The sequence below is a fragment of the Nocardioides sp. genome (assembly GCF_035481145.1).
Lineage (GTDB): Bacteria > Actinomycetota > Actinomycetes > Propionibacteriales > Nocardioidaceae > Nocardioides.
The window spans coordinates 1-18,814 of sequence record NZ_DATIHB010000164.1 but is presented as its reverse complement, the minus strand read 5'-3'; the positions used below and the strand labels follow the sequence as shown (position 1 = coordinate 18,814).

At 69.5% G+C, this 18,814-nt stretch carries 18 protein-coding genes; 17 read left to right on the top strand and 1 reads right to left on the bottom strand.

The genetic code is table 11. The annotated features are described in order from the left end of the window. The first annotated feature begins 5 nt into the window (after nt 1-5). The 14 genes from VLF38_RS13955 (at nt 6) to VLF38_RS13890 (ending at nt 13,548) form a co-directional block, all read left to right on the top strand. The gene (locus tag VLF38_RS13955; protein WP_325271845.1) at nt 6-725 is read left to right on the top strand and encodes a TetR/AcrR family transcriptional regulator; all 720 of its coding nucleotides are present in this window, start codon (nt 6-8) and stop codon (nt 723-725) included. A 9-nt stretch (nt 726-734) separates the two neighbouring features. Then, the gene (pdxT, locus tag VLF38_RS13950; protein WP_325271844.1) at nt 735-1,334 is read left to right on the top strand and encodes a pyridoxal 5'-phosphate synthase glutaminase subunit PdxT; all 600 of its coding nucleotides are present in this window, start codon (nt 735-737) and stop codon (nt 1,332-1,334) included. 47 nt (nt 1,335-1,381) lie between these two features. After that, complete coding sequence (locus VLF38_RS13945; protein ID WP_325271843.1) at nt 1,382-2,149, top strand: YebC/PmpR family DNA-binding transcriptional regulator; 768 nt, start codon at nt 1,382-1,384, stop codon at nt 2,147-2,149. 88 nt (nt 2,150-2,237) lie between these two features. Continuing rightward, nucleotides 2,238-2,609 (top strand): hypothetical protein, encoded by a 372-nt coding sequence (locus tag VLF38_RS13940; RefSeq protein WP_325271842.1) that lies wholly within the window; start codon nt 2,238-2,240, stop codon nt 2,607-2,609. A gap of 104 nt (nt 2,610-2,713) precedes the next feature. After that, complete coding sequence (locus VLF38_RS13935) at nt 2,714-3,709, top strand: hypothetical protein (protein ID WP_325271841.1); 996 nt, start codon at nt 2,714-2,716, stop codon at nt 3,707-3,709. A gap of 9 nt (nt 3,710-3,718) precedes the next feature. Continuing rightward, nucleotides 3,719-4,291 (top strand): crossover junction endodeoxyribonuclease RuvC, encoded by a 573-nt coding sequence (ruvC, locus tag VLF38_RS13930; protein ID WP_325271840.1) that lies wholly within the window; start codon nt 3,719-3,721, stop codon nt 4,289-4,291. Then, a complete protein-coding gene (gene ruvA / locus VLF38_RS13925; RefSeq protein ID WP_325271839.1) occupies nt 4,288-4,884 on the top strand; it encodes a Holliday junction branch migration protein RuvA in 597 nt (198 codons plus the stop codon). Before ruvC ends, ruvA begins: the two co-directional genes overlap by 4 nt. Nucleotides 4,885-4,955: 71 nt before the next feature. Next, nucleotides 4,956-5,987, top strand: coding sequence for a Holliday junction branch migration DNA helicase RuvB (gene ruvB, locus VLF38_RS13920; RefSeq protein ID WP_325271856.1), 1,032 nt, complete (start codon nt 4,956-4,958; stop codon nt 5,985-5,987). Between the two features lie 73 nt (nt 5,988-6,060). Next, the gene (yajC, locus tag VLF38_RS13915; protein ID WP_325271838.1) at nt 6,061-6,336 is read left to right on the top strand and encodes a preprotein translocase subunit YajC; all 276 of its coding nucleotides are present in this window, start codon (nt 6,061-6,063) and stop codon (nt 6,334-6,336) included. A 1-nt stretch (nt 6,337) separates the two neighbouring features. Then, nucleotides 6,338-7,846: a protein translocase subunit SecD gene (secD, locus tag VLF38_RS13910; protein WP_325271837.1), complete on the top strand. Its 1,509-nt coding sequence runs from the start codon at nt 6,338-6,340 to the stop codon at nt 7,844-7,846. Then, entirely contained in the window at nt 7,846-9,045 is a 1,200-nt protein-coding gene (gene secF, locus VLF38_RS13905) for a protein translocase subunit SecF (RefSeq protein WP_325271836.1), read from the top strand. The genes secD and secF overlap by 1 nt, the downstream gene beginning before the upstream one ends. Then, the gene (locus VLF38_RS13900) at nt 9,042-9,605 is read left to right on the top strand and encodes an adenine phosphoribosyltransferase (protein WP_325271835.1); all 564 of its coding nucleotides are present in this window, start codon (nt 9,042-9,044) and stop codon (nt 9,603-9,605) included. Before secF ends, VLF38_RS13900 begins: the two co-directional genes overlap by 4 nt. 44 nt (nt 9,606-9,649) lie before the next feature. After that, nucleotides 9,650-11,083, top strand: a complete 1,434-nt coding sequence (locus VLF38_RS13895) for a glyceraldehyde-3-phosphate dehydrogenase (RefSeq protein WP_325271834.1) — start codon at nt 9,650-9,652, stop codon at nt 11,081-11,083. A 140-nt stretch (nt 11,084-11,223) separates the two neighbouring features. Continuing rightward, nucleotides 11,224-13,548, top strand: a complete 2,325-nt coding sequence (locus tag VLF38_RS13890) for a RelA/SpoT family protein (RefSeq protein ID WP_414689401.1) — start codon at nt 11,224-11,226, stop codon at nt 13,546-13,548. A 51-nt stretch (nt 13,549-13,599) separates the two neighbouring features. On the opposite strand, the gene VLF38_RS13885 is transcribed toward VLF38_RS13890, so the two are convergent. After that, nucleotides 13,600-14,874, bottom strand: coding sequence for a DUF349 domain-containing protein (locus VLF38_RS13885; RefSeq protein ID WP_325271833.1), 1,275 nt, complete (start codon nt 14,872-14,874; stop codon nt 13,600-13,602). Nucleotides 14,875-14,967: 93 nt separating this feature from the next. On the opposite strand from VLF38_RS13885, the gene VLF38_RS13880 reads away from it, so the two are divergent. The 3 genes from VLF38_RS13880 to aspS form a co-directional block, all read left to right on the top strand. After that, nucleotides 14,968-15,678: an MBL fold metallo-hydrolase gene (locus VLF38_RS13880; protein WP_325271832.1), complete on the top strand. Its 711-nt coding sequence runs from the start codon at nt 14,968-14,970 to the stop codon at nt 15,676-15,678. Next, complete coding sequence (gene hisS / locus VLF38_RS13875; protein WP_325271831.1) at nt 15,678-17,045, top strand: histidine--tRNA ligase; 1,368 nt, start codon at nt 15,678-15,680, stop codon at nt 17,043-17,045. The genes VLF38_RS13880 and hisS overlap by 1 nt, the downstream gene beginning before the upstream one ends. After that, nucleotides 17,042-18,814, top strand: a 1,773-nt coding sequence (gene aspS, locus VLF38_RS13870) for an aspartate--tRNA ligase (protein WP_325271830.1), incomplete at its 3' end; no start/stop codon positions are given. The genes hisS and aspS, both read left to right, overlap by 4 nt.

Sequence of the window (18,814 nt, the reverse complement as noted above, 5' to 3'; positions counted from 1 at the left end):
GGGTCATGGGGACCGACGAGCCGCAGGTCGACGGGCGCAGTGTCCGCTGGGAAGCACACAAGCGCGAGCGCCGTGCTGCCATCATCCAGGCTGCGATCGAGCTGACCGAGGCGCATCCGCCGGGCACCGACATCCACGTCCAGCTGATCGCGAAGCAGGCCGGCATCGGCCGTCCCGTGGTCTACCGCCACTTCGCCGACCGCGACGACCTCGATCGGGCCGTGCAGCGGCAGTCGCTGCAGATGCTCACCGACCACGTCTTCGCGTCCGGCATCGCCGAGGGCGGCCTGCGCGAGGTGATCGAGCGCGCCGTCCTGCGCTACGTGCTGTGGGCCCACCAGCACCGGGCACTGCACCGGTTCGCCATGCGCGAGCTCCCGGGCAAGATCGACAACCCGGTCCGCAACGTGATCCGCGGCATCTCGGTCCAGCTGAAGCCGTTGCTGCTCGAGGGCGGCAAGGTGCTCGGTGTCGAGCTCGACGACGACGACGCGGCGATGGTCGACCTGGTCGCCTTCGGTGTCGTCTCCGAGGTCGTCTCAGCCGTGCGGTTGTGGCTCGCGCGTGGCGAGGACCGCAAGCCCGACCCGGAGCCGCTCGCCTATCGCCTCGCGCAGCTGATCTGGTACCAGCTCGAGGGGATGGCGCGCACACGCGGCGGCCGGCTCGACCCCGATCTTGCGCTGGCGGACCTCTCTGCGCTCTTCCCGGTGACGCAAAACTAGAATCACGGCGTGAGCACCTCCCGCAACCTGACCATCGGCGTCCTCGCCCTCCAGGGCGACGTGCGCGAGCACCGCGCCATGCTCGAGGAGTGCGGTGTCTCCACGATCGGCGTACGCCGCCCGGCGGAGCTCGCTCAGGTCGACGGACTCGTGATCCCCGGCGGCGAGTCCACGACGATCGGCAAGCTCGCGGGCATCTTCGGCCTCCTCGAGCCGATCCGCGCGGCGCTGCGCGACGGCCTCCCGGCGTACGGCACGTGCGCAGGGATGATCATGCTCGCCGACGCCATCGAGGGCGGCACCGCCGACCAGGAGACCTTCGGCGGCATCGACATGGTCGTGCGGCGCAACGGGTTCGGTCGACAGGTCGACTCCTTCGAGGCGGTCGTCGAGTTCGAGCCGACCTGGCACGACCACTTCGACTACCCGGCCACCTTCATCCGTGCGCCGTACGTCGAGAAGGTCGGCGACGGCGTCGAGATCGCGGCGACCGTGGGGGATAGGATCGTCGCGGTCCGACAGGGGCGCCTCCTCGCCACGTCGTTCCACCCGGAGATCACCGGCGACACCCGGATCCACGAGCTCTTCGTCGAGCTCGTCAGGTCCTGATCCTCCGCCTGGTCCCACCGCACGAGCACGACGACGGAAGAGAGCGCATGTCCGGCCACTCCAAGTGGGCAACCACGAAGCACAAGAAGGCGGCGATCGACGCCAAGCGGGCCAAGAGCTTCGCGAAGCTGATCAAGGTCATCGAGATCGCGGCGCGTGCCGGCGGCGCTGACACGTCGGGCAACCCGGCGCTCGTCGACGCCATCCAGAAGGCGAAGAAGTCGTCGGTGCCCAACGACAACATCGACCGGGCGGTCAAGCGCGGTGCCGGCCTCTCGGGCGACAGCGTCGCCTACGACACGATCATGTACGAGGTCTACGGTCCGTCCGGCGTCGCCCTCCTGGTCGAGTGCCTGACCGACAACAAGAACCGCGCCGCGATGGAGGTCCGCACGGCGGTCACCCGCAACGGCGGCACCATGGCCGACCCGGGCTCGGTCTCGCGGCTCTTCGGCCGCAAGGGCATCGTCGTCGTGCCGAAGTCGCAGGACGGCAAGGAGGTCGACGAGGACTCCGTCCTCGAGGCGACCCTGGACGCTGGGGCCGAGGACGTCAACGACCTCGGCGAGGCCTGGCAGGTCCAGTCCGAGGCGACCGACGTGGTGGCGGTCCGCACCGCGATCCAGGAGGCGGGCCTCGACTACGACTCCGCCGACGTCGAGTTCGTCGCGTCGATGGACATCCCGGTCGCCGACGCGGCCACCGCTGCCAAGGTGATCAAGCTCGTCGATGTGATCGACGACCTCGACGACGTGCAGAACGTCTACTCCAACGCCGACATCCCCGACGAGGTCCTCGAGCAGCTCGACGACTGACTCCTCTTCCGTCGAAACCCGGGTTCTGGTGCGCCGAAACCCGGGTTTCGTCGTCTTCTGTCCCGGGTTTCGGCGTGATACTCGGGAGATGGACGAGGTCGAGTCGTATCTGGAGTCGTTGACGCCCGGTGAAGCGGAGGTGATCCGCGGCTACTACGCCCGGGCACTCGCGCTCGTGCCCGAGGCCGTTCCCGGCAGGAAGTACGGCATGGCCTGCCTGACCTACCGCGAGCGCGGGCTGGTCGCGATCATCCGCACCGAGGCCGGGTTCTCGCTCTTCCCCTTCGGGTCGGAGCCCGTCGCGCTGGCGCGTCCGCTGCTCGACGGCCTCCCGACGACCCGCGGCGGTGTCCAGTTCACCGCCGCCCGCGGCGTCCCGGAGCCGGCATACGACGGGATGGTGACGTGGTCGCGCAACCACATCGACACCGTCCTCGGGCCGGCGAAGGCCACGGGGTGAGGCGCTCCGCCGCAGTCGTCACGGCGTGCGCCGCGCTTCTGGTCGCGTGTGGACCGGGATCGACCACGACGGTGAGGCCAGCGCCCCATGGGCCGTTCGGAGACGTGCTCGCCTGGAGCGCAGCCGGTGTCGAGCGGGTCTTCGCCCTGACCGATGTCGAGGGCTGTGCCACCTGCGCGACGCTGTGGCGCTGGGAGGAGGCAGCGCTGACCTGGCGTCGGGTCCACGACTTCGGGGTTGCCACTGAGCCGTTCACGGACGAGTCGTACGAGCTGCCGCCGGTCCAGGCATGGGGGCTGGCGATGGCGAGTGATGGTGTCCACGGTTTCGTCAGCTGGGATGCGGAGGGTTTGCACCAGACCGAAGACGGGGGCCGCAGCTGGCAGCCCGTCGAGATCCCGGAGCTCGACCGTGAGGTCGCCGACGGCACCCCAGTCGTGGTGGGTGACCACGCCGTCCTGCTGGTCAGCGAACCGTGCACGGCCGACGACTGTGCGCCGGGTGACCTGTGGCGCAGCCCGCTGGGTAGCGCGTCGTGGGAGCCGGTCGATCAGCCTCCCGGCTACTTCTACGAGATCGGTGTCCACGGTGACGTGCTGGCGGTCGCCACCACCCATCGGGGAGACGAGCGGGTCTTCCGGTCGACCGATGCGGGCACCAACTGGGCGGAGGTGACGACCCCACGCAACGCGGCTGCCGGTTCGATCGGTCGCTGCGCTCACCGTGGCTCGGGCCGGACGACCACGGTCGTCGAGTGCCTCACCGACAACGGCACGGTGCTCCGCGTCACCGGCGACGGCGGTCGCACGTGGCGCGACCTGCTCCGGCTCGGCACCTGGCAGCACGGCCCGGAGTACACGGACAGCGTGGTCGCGATCGGTCCCCGACGGTTCCTCGTCTCGACACCGAAGCAGAGCGTCCTGGTCGACGCATCCGGGCACGAGCTGGCGGCATCCGGCCTGCCTCGCTCGGTCAGGTCCGGCGTCTGCAGCGACCGGCGTACATGCGTGGTGGCGGGCGACGGCCCCCGGCTCTGGCGCACCGAGGACGCCGGACGGACCTGGCGTGTCCTCGCCGACGAGGTCCGGAGCACCCGTTAGGGTTCGAACATGCGTTCGCAGAGCCAGCCGGCCCTCAGGGTGCTCGGCATCGACCCTGGCCTCACCCGCTGCGGTATGGGTGTGGTCGAGGGCTCCGTCGGCCGACCGCTGTCGCTCGTCGATGTCGGCGTAGTCCGGACGACGTCCAGCCTGCCGGTCTGGGAGCGGCTCGTGACGATCGAGAAGGGCGTCGACGCCTGGCTCGACGAGCACCGGCCCGATGCGGTCGCGGTGGAGCGGATGTTCGCGCGCTCCGACGTCAGCACGATCATGGGCACTGCCCAGGCGGCGGGCGTCGCGATGGTCTGTGCGGCGCGCCGCGACATCCCGGTGGCTCTCCACACGCCGTCCGAGGTGAAGGCAGCCGTCTCGGGCAACGGCCGCGCCGACAAGGCACAGGTCGGCCTCATGGTCACGCGCATCCTCCGCCTCGAGGCGATGCCGAAGCCGGCTGACGCGGCCGATGCCCTGGCGCTGGCGATCACCCACATCTGGCGCGGTGGCGCCCAGTCGCGGCTCGAAGCAGCAGTCGCAGCCCAAGCGCGTCTCGAGATGCACTCCCCCCGAAAGGTCCTCCGTTGATCGCTCATGTCCGCGGCACCGTCACCGACCTCGGCCTGACCAGTGCGGTCCTGGAGGTCGGGGGAGTCGGCCTCGAGCTCCAGTGCACGCCCGGCACCCTCGCCACGTTGCGCCACGGCGCGCAGGCGACCCTCCCGACGAGCCTCGTCGTGCGCGAGGACTCACTGACCCTCTTCGGCTTCCTCGACGACGACGAGAAGTCCTGCTTCGAGCTCGTCCAGACCGCCAGCGGGGTCGGGCCCAAGCTGGCCCAGGCGATCCTGGCCGTCCTCGGTCCCGACGACCTCCGGGTCGCGATCGCCGGCGAGGACGTCAAGACCCTCACCAAGGTGCCCGGCATCGGCCAGAAGGGCGCCCAGCGGATCATCCTCGAGCTCAAGGACCGCATCGGTGCTCCGACCGGTCGCGGGCTGGTCCACGCGGCTCCCGTCGCCGACGTCTGGCGCACGCAGGTCGTCGAGGGCCTGACCGGCCTCGGCTGGTCGGCCAAGGAGGCCGAGAAGGCCGTCGACGTCGTCGCGCCCGATGCTGGACCCACGCCCGACATCGGCGCCCTGCTCCGCGCCGCCCTGCAGACGCTGCGGAAGGCCTGACGATGGCGCGCGACGACCTCGAGTACGACGACAGCGGCCTCTCGGCGTACGAGGAGGAGCATCTGGCTCGCATGGAAGGTCGCCTGACCGCAGCCGAGGCCGACTCCGACGAGCGTGCCGTCGAGGCCGCCCTGCGGCCCCGCAGCCTCGACGAGGTGATCGGCCAGGAGCGGGTCCGCGAGCAGCTCGGCCTGGTGCTCGACGCGGCCAAGGCGCGCGGACGCGTGCCCGACCACGTGCTGCTCTCCGGCCCGCCGGGCCTGGGCAAGACGACGCTCGCGATGATCATCGCCGCCGAGATGGAGGCGCCGCTTCGCCTGACGAGCGGTCCGGCCATCACGCACGCCGGTGACCTGGCGGCGATCCTCTCCGGCCTCAACGAGGGCGAGGTCCTCTTCGTCGACGAGATCCACCGGATGTCGCGACCGGCCGAGGAGATGCTCTACATGGCGATGGAGGACTTCCGCGTCGACGTGATCATCGGCAAGGGCCCCGGCGCCACCGCGATTCCGCTCGAGATCCCGCCGTTCACCCTCGTCGGTGCGACGACGCGAGCCGGCCTGCTGCCGGGGCCGCTCCGCGACCGGTTCGGCTTCACCGGGCACCTCGAGTTCTACGAACCCCACGAGCTCGACGGCATCGTCCGGCGCAGCGCACGCCTGCTCGACGTCGAGCTGACCGACGACGGCTCCGCCGAGATCGCCGGTCGCTCGCGCGGCACGCCCCGCATCGCCAACCGCCTGCTGCGCCGGGTGCGCGACTACGCCCAGGTCCGCGCCGACGGGGTCGTGACGCTCGACGTCGCGCACCGGGCGCTCGACCTCTTCGAGGTCGACGCCCTCGGTCTCGATCGGCTCGACCGCGGCGTCCTCGACGTGCTGTGCCGGCGTTTCGGTGGGGGACCGGTCGGCCTCTCCACGCTCGCCGTCGCGGTCGGTGAGGAGCGCGAGACGGTCGAGGAGGTCGCCGAGCCATTCCTGGTCCGCAACGGCTTCCTGGCCCGCACGCCGAGGGGCCGTGTCGCCACCCCTGCGGCCTGGGCACACCTCGGTCTGAAGCAGCCGCCCGGCACACCCGGGGACGACCTGCTGCCGGGTTCGTGACGCGGGCTACACTGCACGGCGGCCGCTGGTGCGGTCCTGCTGACGACCCCTTCGAGAGGCCTGGCGTTTTTCCGTGGAATCCCTGATCCAGCTGCTCCCTCTGCTGGCCATCTTCGCTCTCTTCTGGTTCCTGCTGGTCCTGCCGGCCCGCCGCCGCGCGAAGCAGGTCAGCCAGATGCAGGCCGAGCTCACTGTTGGTGACCGTGTCGTGACGTCGGGTGGCGTGTTCGGCACGATCGCGCGCGTCGCAGACGACCGCATCGGCCTCGAGGTCGCGCCCGGCGTCGTCATCGACGTCGCCCGGGGTGCGCTCGTCGGCAAGGCTCCCATCGACGGCGAGGACGCCTGACATGGCGGCCAAGGTCTACCGGCCCGGCCGGCACGTCCTCGCCTTCCTCGCGGGGCTGGCGATCATCTTCGGACTGGTCACGCTCGGCGGCAACTGGAAGCCGGCGCTCGGCCTCGACCTGCAGGGCGGCACCCGCATCTCGCTGACCGCCCTCGGCAGCCCCTCGGCCACGCAGCTCGAGGAGGCGCGCCAGATCATCGACCAGCGCGTCAACGGCTCGGGTGTGAGCGAGTCCGAGGTCTTCACCCAGGGCGGCGAGCACGTCGTCGTGGAGATCCCCGGCGAGAACCGTCGCGACCTCATCGACGTCGTGAAGCGCCAGGCCCGCCTCGGCTTCCGCCTGATCGCCTGCTCAGACTCCGCGCCGGGGCCCTGCGCCGGTCAGGCGGCAACGACCGCTGACCCGAAGGGCAAGGGCGCAGTCGCCGAGGCGCTCGCCTGGCGCGCCAAGCCCGACCAGGAGTGGATCGACAAGTTCAACGCCGCGACCTGCCCGTCGACCACCGAGGTCGCCGACGACGCCGACGCGCCCGGCACCCCGCTCGTGGCCTGTGGCGAGAACAACGAGAAGTTCCTGCTCTCCGAGGCTGCCATCGAGGGCAAGGAGCTCAACAACGCGAGCCCGCAGCCGCTCCAGAACGGCATCGGCTACGAGGTCAAGCTCACCTTCAAGGCAGCCGGCGCGGAGAAGTTCAGCCAGGTCTCCCAGGCGCTCCACTCCAACAACAGGGAACGCTTCGCCATGGTGCTCGACGGCGAGGTCATCTCGGCGCCGACGATGAACGACCCCAACCTGCGCAAGACCGCCTCGATCAGTGGCGACTTCAACCAGGAGTCCGCGACCGAGCTGGCCACCAGCCTGAAGTTCGGTGCCCTCCCCGTGGCGTTCGAGGACCCGCCCACGGCGGACACCGTCGGCCCCTCGCTCGCCGGCGACCAGCTCTCCGCGGGCCTCGTGGCCGGCGGCATCGGTCTGGGCCTCGTCATGCTCTACTGCCTGCTCTACTACCGGGGCCTCGGTGCGGTCGTCCTGGCCTCGCTCGCCGTGGCGGCAGCCGCGACGTACGGCCTGGTGCTGCTGCTGTCGGAGGGTGCCGGCTTCACGCTGACCCTGCCCGGTATCGCGGGCCTGATCATCGCGGTCGGCATCACCGCCGACTCGTTCATCATCTTCTTCGAGCGCATCCGTGACGAGATGCGCGAAGGCAAGACCATGCGAGTGGCCGTCGAGACCGGCTGGGTGCGAGCACGCCAGACGCGTCTGGCCGCCAACGTCGTCTCGCTGCTCTCCGCCGTGATCCTCTACACGTTCGCCACCGGCGTCGTGAAGGGCTTCGGCTTCGCCCTCGGCCTGTCGACGCTCATCGACCTGGCGGTCCTCTTCTGGTTCACCAAGCCGCTGCTCTCCTGGCTGGCGCGCTTCCACTTCTTCAACGGCGGCGGCAAGCTCTCGGGCCTGAGCACCGAGACCCTCGGCATGGATGTCGTCACGGCGGGAGGCAAGGCCTGATGGGCAAGTTCTCGAGGCTCGGCAACGAGCTCTACAACGGCCACAAGTCGATCGACTTCATTGGTCGACGCGCCCTCTGGTACGCCATCACCGGCGTGATCGTCGCAGCGGCGCTCCTCTCCGTGCTGGTGAAGCCGCTCAACTTCGGCATCGAGTTCACCGGCGGCACGGAGTACCGCATCGGCGACCTCACTGCTGCTCAGGCCAGCCAGTCGTCGGCCGACGACGTCCGTGAGGCTGTCGCCGAGCTGGGCTTCAAGGAGACCGAGAACCCGAGCGTCACCACGGTCAACGCCGACTCGCTGATCGTGCAGATCGAGACGCTCTCGACGGCGGAGTCGAAGAAGGTCGAGACGACGATCCTCGAGACCCTCGGCGACACGGAGCTCCAGGTCTCGCAGAGCGACGTCAGCGCGAGCTGGGGCCAGGAGGTCGCCAAGCGCGCAGCCCTCGGTGTCCTGGTCTTCCTGATCCTCGTGGTCCTCTTCATCTGGGGCTACTTCCGCGAGTGGAAGATGTCGGTCGCCGCCCTCGTCGCGCTCTTCCACGACATCGTCATCACGATCGGCGTCTATGCCGCCTCAGGCTTCTCGGTGACGCCCGCTGCGGTGACCGGTCTGCTCGCGATCCTCGGCTTCTCGCTCTACGACACCGTCGTGGTCTTCGACAAGATCCGCGAGAACACCGCGGACACCAGCTCCGGCCTCACCTACGGCGAGGCGTCGAACCTCGCGGTCAACCAGACCCTGGTCCGCTCGATCAACACGGGCATCGTGGCGCTGATCCCCATCGGCGCGATCCTCTTCGTCAGTGCCGTGATGCTCGGCTCGAGCTCGCTGAAGGACCTCGCCCTGTCGCAGTTCGTGGGCATGGCCGCCGGTGTCTTCTCGTCCGTCTTCGTGGCTCCGCGCGTCCTGGTGCACCTGAAGGCAGCCGAGGGCCGGCGTCCGGCCGCGGCAGCCGACCGGAAGCCCCGCCGCGCATCGGTCGACCCCTACGCCAGCGTCCCGTCGTTCTCCGAGGGAATGCCGGTCTTCGCCGACCCGACGACGACCGCGCTGGAGCAGGCCCGCCAGGGCGTCGACCCGGAGCAGCAGCGCGCCGCCGCGCAGCGTCCGATCGCGCGTGACCGCCTGCCGAAGGGCTACCTCAAGGAGCAGGAGAACACTCCGGAGGAGCTGGAGGACGACGGCCGATGAGCGTCGTCGCTCCGGAGGTCCGCGACGAGGTCGAGCGCGCCCTCACGGCCTGCGTCGTCGATGTCGCGGACTACCCGAAGCCGGGCGTGATGTTCAAGGACATCACCCCCATGCTGGCCGATCACGACGCGTTCACCGCGGTTGTGACGGCTCTCGCATCTGCTGGACGTGACGAGGACGGCAACGTCATCGTTGACAAGGTCGTGGGCATGGAGGCGCGCGGGTTCATCCTCGCCGCCCCCGTCGCCCTCGCCCTCGGAGCCGGGTTCGTCCCGGTGCGCAAGGCGGGCAAGCTGCCGCGTGAGACCCACGCCGTCTCCTATGCCCTCGAGTACGGCGAAGCCACGCTGGAGATCCACCAGGACGCGGTCGAGCCGGGCGAGCGGGTGCTCCTGGTCGACGACGTGCTGGCCACCGGTGGCACCGTCGCGGCCACGCGCGAGCTCGTCGAGTCCTGCGGGGGCACCGTCCACGCGGTCTCGGTCCTGCTGGAGCTCACGTTCCTTCCGGGACGCGAGACGAACCCGGGCCTGACGGTCACCTCCCTCGGTACCGTCTGACCGCCTGAACCTCACTGAACCGTTCGAGAAAGAGAAGCACTGACGTGACGTCTGACCACTTCGCCGACTGGAAGCGCCGGGAGGCCCTGGCCGAGGCGATGATCCCGATCATCGGCCAGCTCTACCGCGAGCGCGACGTCACCATCCTGGTGCACAGCCGGTCGCTGGTGAACAAGTCGGTCATCAGCATCCTGAAGACCCACAAGTACGTCCGCCAGATCGTCGGCAAGGAGCTCGGCATCGAGGACACGTTCCCGATCCTGCAGATCCTGGCGGGCCTCGACCTCGGCCCGTCGCGCATCGACATCGGCCGCCTCGCCCTCGCCTACGCCGAGGACGCCCAGGGCAAGACCCTCGAGGAGTTCGTCACCGCGGAGGTTGCCGGTGCCACCGGTGACAACAAGCTGGTCCGCGACGGCTCGACCGACGTCGTCCTCTACGGCTTCGGCCGCATCGGTCGCCTCCTGGCCCGCCTGCTCATCGAGAAGTCCGGCTCCGGCAACGGCCTGCGCCTGCGCGCCGTGGTGGTCCGCAAGGGCTCCGACGACGACCTCAAGAAGCGCGCGTCGCTGCTGCGCCGCGACTCGATCCACGGGCAGTTCAACGGCTCGATCTCGATCGACGAGGAGCGCAACGTCATCGTCGCCAACGGCGTCGAGATCCAGTTCATCTACTCCAACGACCCCTCCGAGGTCGACTACACCGAGTACGGCATCAACGACGCCATCCTGATCGACAACACCGGCAAGTGGCGCGACCGCGAGGGCCTCTCCAACCACCTGCGCCCCGGCGTGGCCAAGGTCGTGCTGACGGCGCCGGGCAAGGGCGACGTCAAGAACATCGTCCACGGCGTCAACCACGACACGATCTCGCCTGACGACAATGTGCTGTCGTGCGCCTCCTGCACCACCAACGCGATCGTCCCGCCGCTCAAGGCGATCGAGGACGAGTTCGGCATCGTCCACGGCCACGTCGAGACGGTCCACTCGTTCACCAACGACCAGAACCTGCTGGACAACTTCCACAAGGGCGACCGCCGTGGCCGCTCCGCGCCGCTCAACATGGTCCTCACCGAGACCGGCGCCGCCTCCGCGATCAAGAAAGCGATGCCGGACTTCGGCGCCCACATCTCGGGTTCCTCGATCCGCGTGCCCACCCCCGACGTCTCGATGGCGATCCTCAACCTGACGCTGAAGCGCGAGACGACGAAGGAGGAGCTCAACGACTTCATGCGCAACGCGTCGCTGCACTCCGACCTGAAGCGCCAGATCGACTTCACCACGTCGAACGACGCCGTCTCGACCGACTTCGTCGGCTCGCGCCACGCCTCGATCTTCGACGCCAACGCGACCATCGTGAACGGCACCAACGCCATTGCCTACCTCTGGTACGACAACGAGTTCGGCTACTCGTGCCAGGTGGTCCGCGTGGTCCAGCACATCTCCGGCGTCGAGTACCCGCTCTTCCCGACCGCCTGAGCAAGCTCATCCCGGAGGCCCCGTGCCGCAGCATTCCTGCGGCACGGGGCCTTCTGCATGCCTGCACGCGCAGCACCCGGTCGGTCGGCGGGTGACCGCTCGGCGTACGTCTGGAGGGGTGTGGCCCCTAGGATGAAAACGTGACCGACGACAGCTCCACCACGCCGGTGCCCGACACGCCGCAGGCGCCGGCCCCCGAGCCGATCGGCGCGCAGTCCGCGCGCCGGATGCGTGCGCGCCTCGCCCGCATCGGCGCGCCCCAGAAGGGCGGCACGAACCCTGTCCTGGAGCCGCTCTTCCGGTCGGTGCGCGCGAGTCACCCGAAGGCGGACCTGGCGCTTCTCGAGCGGGCCTACACGACGGCGGAGCACCACCACCGCGACCAGCGGCGCAAGAGCGGTGACCCGTACATCACCCACCCCCTCGCGGTCACGACGATCCTCGCCGACATCGGCATGACGGAGGCGACGCTCTGCGCAGCCCTGCTCCACGACACGGTCGAGGACACGGCGTACAGCCTGGAGGAGCTGCGGCGCGACTTCGGTGAGGAGGTCGCCCAGCTCGTCGACGGCGTCACCAAGCTCGACAAGGTGCAGTACGGCGCCAATGCCGAGGCCGAGACGATCCGCAAGATGATCGTCGCGATGTCGCGTGACATCCGCGTGCTCGTCATCAAGCTGGCCGACCGGCTCCACAACATGCGCACCTTGCGCTTCGTGAAGCAGGAGACGCAGGAGCGCAAGGCCCGCGAGACCCTCGACATCTTCGCGCCGCTCGCGCACCGCCTCGGCATGAACACGATCAAGTGGGAGCTCGAGGACCTCTCGTTCGCGACCCTGCACCCCAAGATCTACGACGAGATCGTGCGCCTGGTGGCCGAGCGTGCGCCCTCACGTGACAAGTTCCTGGCCGAGGTGATCGCCCAGGTGGAGGCCGACCTGCGCGAGGCGAAGATCAAGGCGACGGTCACCGGCCGACCGAAGCACTACTACTCGATCTACCAGAAGATGATCGTGGGCGGGCGTGACTTCTCCGACATCTACGACCTGGTCGGCATCCGCGTCCTCGTGGAGGAGGACCGCGACTGCTACGCCGTCCTCGGCGTCCTGCACGCCCGGTGGAACCCCGTGCTCGGGCGGTTCAAGGACTACGTCGCGATGCCGAAGTTCAACATGTACCAGTCGCTCCACACGACCGTCATCGGGCCGCACGGCAAGGCCGTGGAGATGCAGGTCCGCACCTACGCGCAGCACCGTCGCGCGGAGTACGGCGTGGCCGCGCACTGGAAGTACAAGGAGGACGGCCGCAACGGCGTCGACACGGAGCGGCTGGGCGACAAGGACGACATGACCTGGGTCCGGCAACTGCTGGACTGGCAGTCCGAGGTCGAGGATCCGGGGGAGTTCCTCGAGTCCTTGCGGTTCGAGATGAACCGCGCGGAGGTCTACGTCTTCACACCGCGCGGCGACGTCATCGCGCTGCCCGCAGGCGCCACGCCCGTCGACTTCGCCTACGCCGTCCACACCGAGGTCGGCCACCACACGATCGGTGCGCGGGTCAACGGTCGGCTGGTGTCGCTGGAGTCGACCCTCGAGAACGGCGACGTCGTCGAGGTCTTCACGTCCAAGGCGCCCAACGCCGGCCCCTCCCAGGACTGGCTCTCCTTCGTGAAGTCGCCGCGCGCCCGCAACAAGATCCGGCACTGGTTCACCAAGGAGCGGCGCGACGAGGCGATCGAGCACGGCAAGGAGGAGATCGTCAAGCTCATGCGCAAGGAGGGACTGCCCCTCAAGCGCCTGATGTCCCACGAGGCGCTCTCCGAGGTCGCCACGCACTTCAAGCTCGCGGACGTCTCGGCGGTCTACGCCGCCGTCGGTGAGCACCAGCTCTCGGCCGCGGCCGTCGTACGCCGGGTGATCGAGCTGCACGGTGGCGACCAGGGAGCGGCGGAGGACCTCGCCGAGGGTGTCACGATCACCGGCCGCACTGGCCGTACGCCGCGCTCCTTCGGGGCCGCGACCGGCGAGGTGCCGGTGCTGGTCAAGGGCGCCGACGGCCTCTGGGTGAAGCTGGCGAAGTGCTGCACGCCGGTGCCTCCCGACGACATCCTGGGCTTCGTGACGAAGGGCGGGGGAGTGTCGGTCCACCGCACCGACTGCACCAACGCCGGCGACCTCCAGGCCCACCCCGAGCGCGTGATCGAGGTGGAGTGGGAGGGCAGCGCGAAGGCGACGTACCTCGTCAACATCCAGGTCGAGGCGCTTGACCGCTCGCGGCTGCTCTCCGACATCACGATGGCGCTCTCCGACGCCCACGTGAACATCCTGTCGGCGTCCCTCAACACCTCACGCGACCGCGTGGCGAAGTCGAAGTTCACCTTCGAGATGGCCGACGCCAAGCACCTCGACAACGTCCTTCGGGCCGTGCGCGGGGTGCCTGGTGTCTTCGACGCCTACCGCATCTGACGTCGCGGTGGTGGAGCAGGCGCGCCTACTCCACCACCGAACCGGCGGAGGTCAGCCGGAGAACTCGGAGCTGACCTTCTGGGCCATCTCCAGGAACTGCTGCTTGCTCGCGATGTCGGCCTCGAGCTGCTTGACGCGCTTCTCGTCGCCCGATGCCTTCGCCTTGTCGAGCTTCGCCTGGACCTCGGCGATGCCGGCCTCCAGCTGCGCGACCATGCCATCGGCGCGGGCCGACTTCTCCGGGTCCGACTTCTTCCAGACCTCGTCCTCGGCCTGCCGGACGGCCGTCTCGACCTTGCGCATCCGGCCCTCGAGCTCCTTGATGCGGTCACGGGGCACCTTGCCGGCTGCCTCCCAGCGGTCGGCGAGGTCCCGCAGGCTCTTCTTCGCGGCCTCGAGGTCGGTGACGGGCACCAGCTTCTCGGCCTCGGCGAGGATCTGCTCCTTCACCTCGGCGTTGGCGGCGAACTCCTGGTCCAGCTCTGCGTTGGCGGCGTCGCGGGCACCGAAGAAGGCGTCCTGTGCGCCACGGAAGCGCTTCCAGAGCTTGTCGTCGACCTCACGGGGCGCGGGGCCGGCGGCCTTCCACTGCTGCATGAGCCGGCGGTACTCGCCGGCGGTGCCGCCCCAGTCGGTCGAACCCGCGAGGGCCTCGGCCTGCTCGACGAGCTTCTCCTTGATGGAGCGCGCGGCGTCGCGCTTCTCGTTCTGCTCGGCGAAGTGCGCCTTGCGGTGACGGGTGTACGCCGTGCGGGCGGTCGAGAACCGGCGCCACAGCGTGTCATCGCTGGCGCGGTCGAGGCGGGGGAGCGCCTTCCACTCCTCGAGCAGGTCACGCAGGCGGTTGGCGCCGTTGCGCCAGTCGGAGGAGGTCGCGAGCTTCTCGGCCTCGGTGACGATCTGCTCCTTGCGGGCCTTCGACTCGGCCGTCTTGGCGGCGCGCTCGGCCTTCTTGACCTCGCGCTGCTCGGCGATCACGGAGCCCAGGGCGTCGAGACGCGCGACCAAAGTGTCGAGGTCCCCGACGGCATGCGCATCGACGACCTGCTCGCGCACCTTCTTCACCGAACCAGCGGCCTCCTCCGGCCCCAGGGCACCGCCCTTGACCCGCTGCTCGAGAAGGTCGACCTCGAACGCGAGCGCGTCGAAGCGGTCGGTGAAGAACTTCAGTGCCTCCTCGGTGGTGCCCTCGGGATACTGCCCGACGGCACGTTCGCCGTCGGCGGTGCGGACGTAGACGGTGCGGTCCTCGGCGACGCGACCCCAGTCGTTCGGCTGCCCTGCGGAGGGCGCGGACGAGGGGGTCGTGTCCTGCTGCTCGCTCATGGTTGCCCATCGTAGTCACACGCGTCCCGGCGCAAGGCAGGCAATCGGTAGGCTCTGACGGTCCGCAGTACTCGAGGCAGATGAGGTCACCACGTGTTCATCGCCGGATTCCCCGCCGGTTCCTGGGGCACCAACTGCTACGTCGTCGCGACGGAGCCCGGTGCCGAGTGCGTGGTCGTCGACCCCGGACAGAACGCCGCAGCCGGCGTTGACGAGCTGATTCGCGAGCACAAGCTGAAGCCGGTCGCGGTCCTGCTCACCCACGGACACATCGACCACATGTGGTCGGTCACCCCCGTCGCGGGCACCTATGACGCCACCGCCTGGATCCATCCCGCCGACCGGCACCTGCTCACCGACCCGATGGCCGGCATCTCGCGCGAGTCCGCGCAGATGCTGCTCGGCGGGAAGTACGAGTTCACCGAGCCGGACGACGTGCGCGAGCTCGGCGACGGCAACGTGCTCGAGATCGCCGGCCTGGAGATCACCGTCGACCACGCACCGGGCCACACGGAGGGCTCCGTCGCCTTCCGCACGCCGTACGACGCGCAGGACATCGCGGAAGTGATGTTCTCCGGCGACCTGCTCTTCGCCGGCTCGATCGGTCGCACCGACCTGCCGGGCGGCAACCACGCGCAGATGCTGCAGAGCCTGCAGGACAAGGTCCTGCCGCTCGCCGACAACATCGTCGTCCTTCCCGGACACGGGCAGCAGACCACGATCGGTCACGAGCGCGCGACGAACCCCTACCTGCAGGACCTCATCGCCGCGCGCGACGTGCACCAGGCGAAGCGGGGGCTGTGATGGCGAAGCCCACCCCGCTGAGCGGGTTCCCCGAGTTCCTGCCTGCCGACCGCGTCGTCGAGCAGCGGGTCATCGCCACCCTTGCGCGCACCTTCGAGCTGCACGGGTTCGGCAACATCGAGACGCGTGCCGTCGAGCCGATGGACCAGCTGCTGCGCAAGGGGGAGACCTCCAAGGAGGTCTACGTCCTCAAGCGCCTCCACGACACCGACGGTGACGCCGGCATGGGCCTGCACTTCGACCTGACGGTGCCGTTCGCGCGCTACGTCATGGAGAACGCCGGCAAGCTGGAGTTCCCCTTCCGCCGCTGGCAGATCCAGAAGGTGTGGCGCGGAGAGCGCCCGCAGGAGGGCCGCTTCCGCGAGTTCACGCAGGCCGACATCGACATCGTCGGCCGCGACGTCCTGCCGTTCCACCACGACGTCGAGGTCGCCCGGGTCATGGTCGAGGCGCTCTCGCAGCTGGCCCGCCCCGATTCGATCGGCCTGCCCGGCTTCCGCCTGCAGGTCAACAACCGCAAGCTGATCCAGGGGTTCTACGAAGGCGTCGGCGCGACCGACACCGACAAGGTCATGCAGGTCATCGACAAGCTCGACAAGCTGCCGGTCGAGAAGGTCCGCGAGCTCCTCCAGTCGGACGCCGGCCTGGACGAGAAGCAGGCCGACCTCTGCCTCCAGCTGGCCACGATCGAGTCCGAGGACGGCTCGTTCGTCGAGGCCGTCCGCGCGCTCGGCGTCGAGAGCGACCTGCTCGAGGAGGGCCTGACCGAGCTCGCAGCGGTCATCGCGGGCTGCGCCTCGGTGACTTCCGAGACCGTGCGCGTGGTCGCCGACCTCAAGATCGCCCGCGGCCTCGACTACTACACCGGCACCGTCTTCGAGACCCGGCTGACCGGCTTCGAGTCGCTCGGCTCGATCTGCTCGGGCGGCCGCTACGACGCGCTCGCCTCCGACGGGCGCTTCACCTACCCGGGCGTCGGCATCTCGCTGGGGCTGAGCCGCCTGCTCGTGCCCCTGGTGCAGAAGGGCCACCTCACCGGCTCCCGCCCGGTCCCGAGCGCCGTTCTCGTCGCACTCAACGAGGAGGCCTCGCGTCCCGCAGCGGACGCCGTCGCGCAGCAGCTCCGCGCGTCCGGCGTACCCACCGAGGTCGCCGCCAAGGCGGACAAGTTCGGCAAGCAGATCAAGTACGCCGAGAAGCGCGGCATCCCGTTCGTCCTCTTCGAGCGTGTGGACGACGCCGGCGGGACGACGTACGAGGCCAAGGACATCCGATCGGGGGAGCAGGTGACCGTCGACCCGGCCACCTGGACCCCGCCCACCACCGACCTGAAGCCCCAGGTCATCACCAAGGAGCAGCAGTCTTGACCCGCACCCCCACGCTTCGGACGCACAGTGCCGGCACCCTCCGTGCCGAGCACGTCGGCCAGACCGTCACCCTCGCGGGCTGGGTCGCCCGTCGCCGCGACCACGGCGGCGTCGCGTTCATCGACCTCCGTGACGCCAGCGGCATCGCGCAGGTCGTCATCCGCGACGAGGAGCTCGCGCACTCCCTGCGCAACGAGTTCGTGATCAAGGTCGTCGGCGAGCTCGTTGCGCGCACCGAGGGCAACGTCAACCCGAACATCGCCACGGGTGAGGTCGAGCTCGTCGTCGCCGAGCTCGAGGTGCTCAACACCGCCGCCACGCTGCCCTTCCAGATCGACGACCACGTGGACGTCGGCGAGGAGGCGCGCCTCAAGTACCGCTACCTCGACCTGCGCCGCTCGGGTCCCGCGGCCGCGATCCGGCTGCGCTCCGACGTGTACAAGGCGGTCCGCGACGTCCTCGCTGGTCGTGGGTTCACCGAGGTCGAGACGCCGACGCTGACGCGCTCGACGCCCGAGGGCGCCCGCGACTTCCTCGTGCCCGCGCGCATGCACCCGGGCTCCTGGTACGCCCTCCCGCAGAGCCCCCAGCTCTTCAAGCAGCTGCTCATGGTCGGCGGCATCGAGAAGTACTTCCAGATCGCGCGCTGCTACCGCGACGAGGACTTCCGCGCCGACCGCCAGCCCGAGTTCACCCAGCTCGACATCGAGATGTCCTTCGTCGACCAGGAGGACGTCATCGAGATGATGGAGGACGTCATCACGGCGATGTGGGCCACCATCGGCGTGGAGGTGCAGACCCCGCTGCCGCGGATGACGTACGCCGACGCGATGCGCCTCTACGGCTCCGACAAGCCCGACCTCCGCTTCGGCAACCCGCTCGTGGAGTGCACCGAGTACTTCGCCGACACGACGTTCCGCGTCTTCCAGGCGGAGTACGTCGGTGCCGTGGTGATGCCGGGTGGCGCCAGCCAGCCGCGCAAGCAGCTCGACGCCTGGCAGGAGTGGGCCAAGCAGCGCGGTGCGCGGGGCCTGGCGTACGTCCTGGTCCAGGAGGACGGCACCCTCACGGGCCCCGTCGCCAAGAACCTCTCCGTGACCGAGGCCGCCGGCCTCGCCGCCCACGCGGGCGCCAACCCGGGTGACTGCATCTTCTTCGCCGCCGGCGCCACCAAGTCCTCGCGCGCGCTGCTCGGTGCCGCCCGCCTCGAGATCGGCAAGCGCCTCGGCCTGCTCGACCCCGACGTCTTCGCCTTCACCTGGGTCGTCGACGCGCCGATGTTCGAACCCGCCGGCGACGCAGTCGCGAGCGGCGACGTCGCCGTGGGAGCGGGGGAGTGGACTGCGGTCCACCACGCCTTCACGGGCCCCAAGCCGGAGTTCGTCGACACCTTCGACACCGATCCGGGCAGTGCGCTGGCCTACGCCTACGACATCGTGTGCAACGGCTCGGAGCTGGGCGGCGGATCGATCCGGATCCACCAGGAGGAGATCCAGAAGCGCGTCTTCAAGGTCATGGGCATCTCCGAGGACGAGGCGCAAGAGAAGTTCGGCTTCCTGCTCGACGCCTTCAAGTTCGGCGCTCCGCCGCACGGTGGCATCGCGCTCGGCATGGACCGGATCCTCCAGCACCTCACGAAGACTGACTCGATCCGCGAGGTCATCGCCTTCCCGAAGTCGGGTGGCGGCTTCGATCCGCTGACCGCTGCGCCCGCGCCGATCACCGAGCAGCAGCGCGCCGAGGCCGGGGTCGACGCGAAGCCGGAGGAG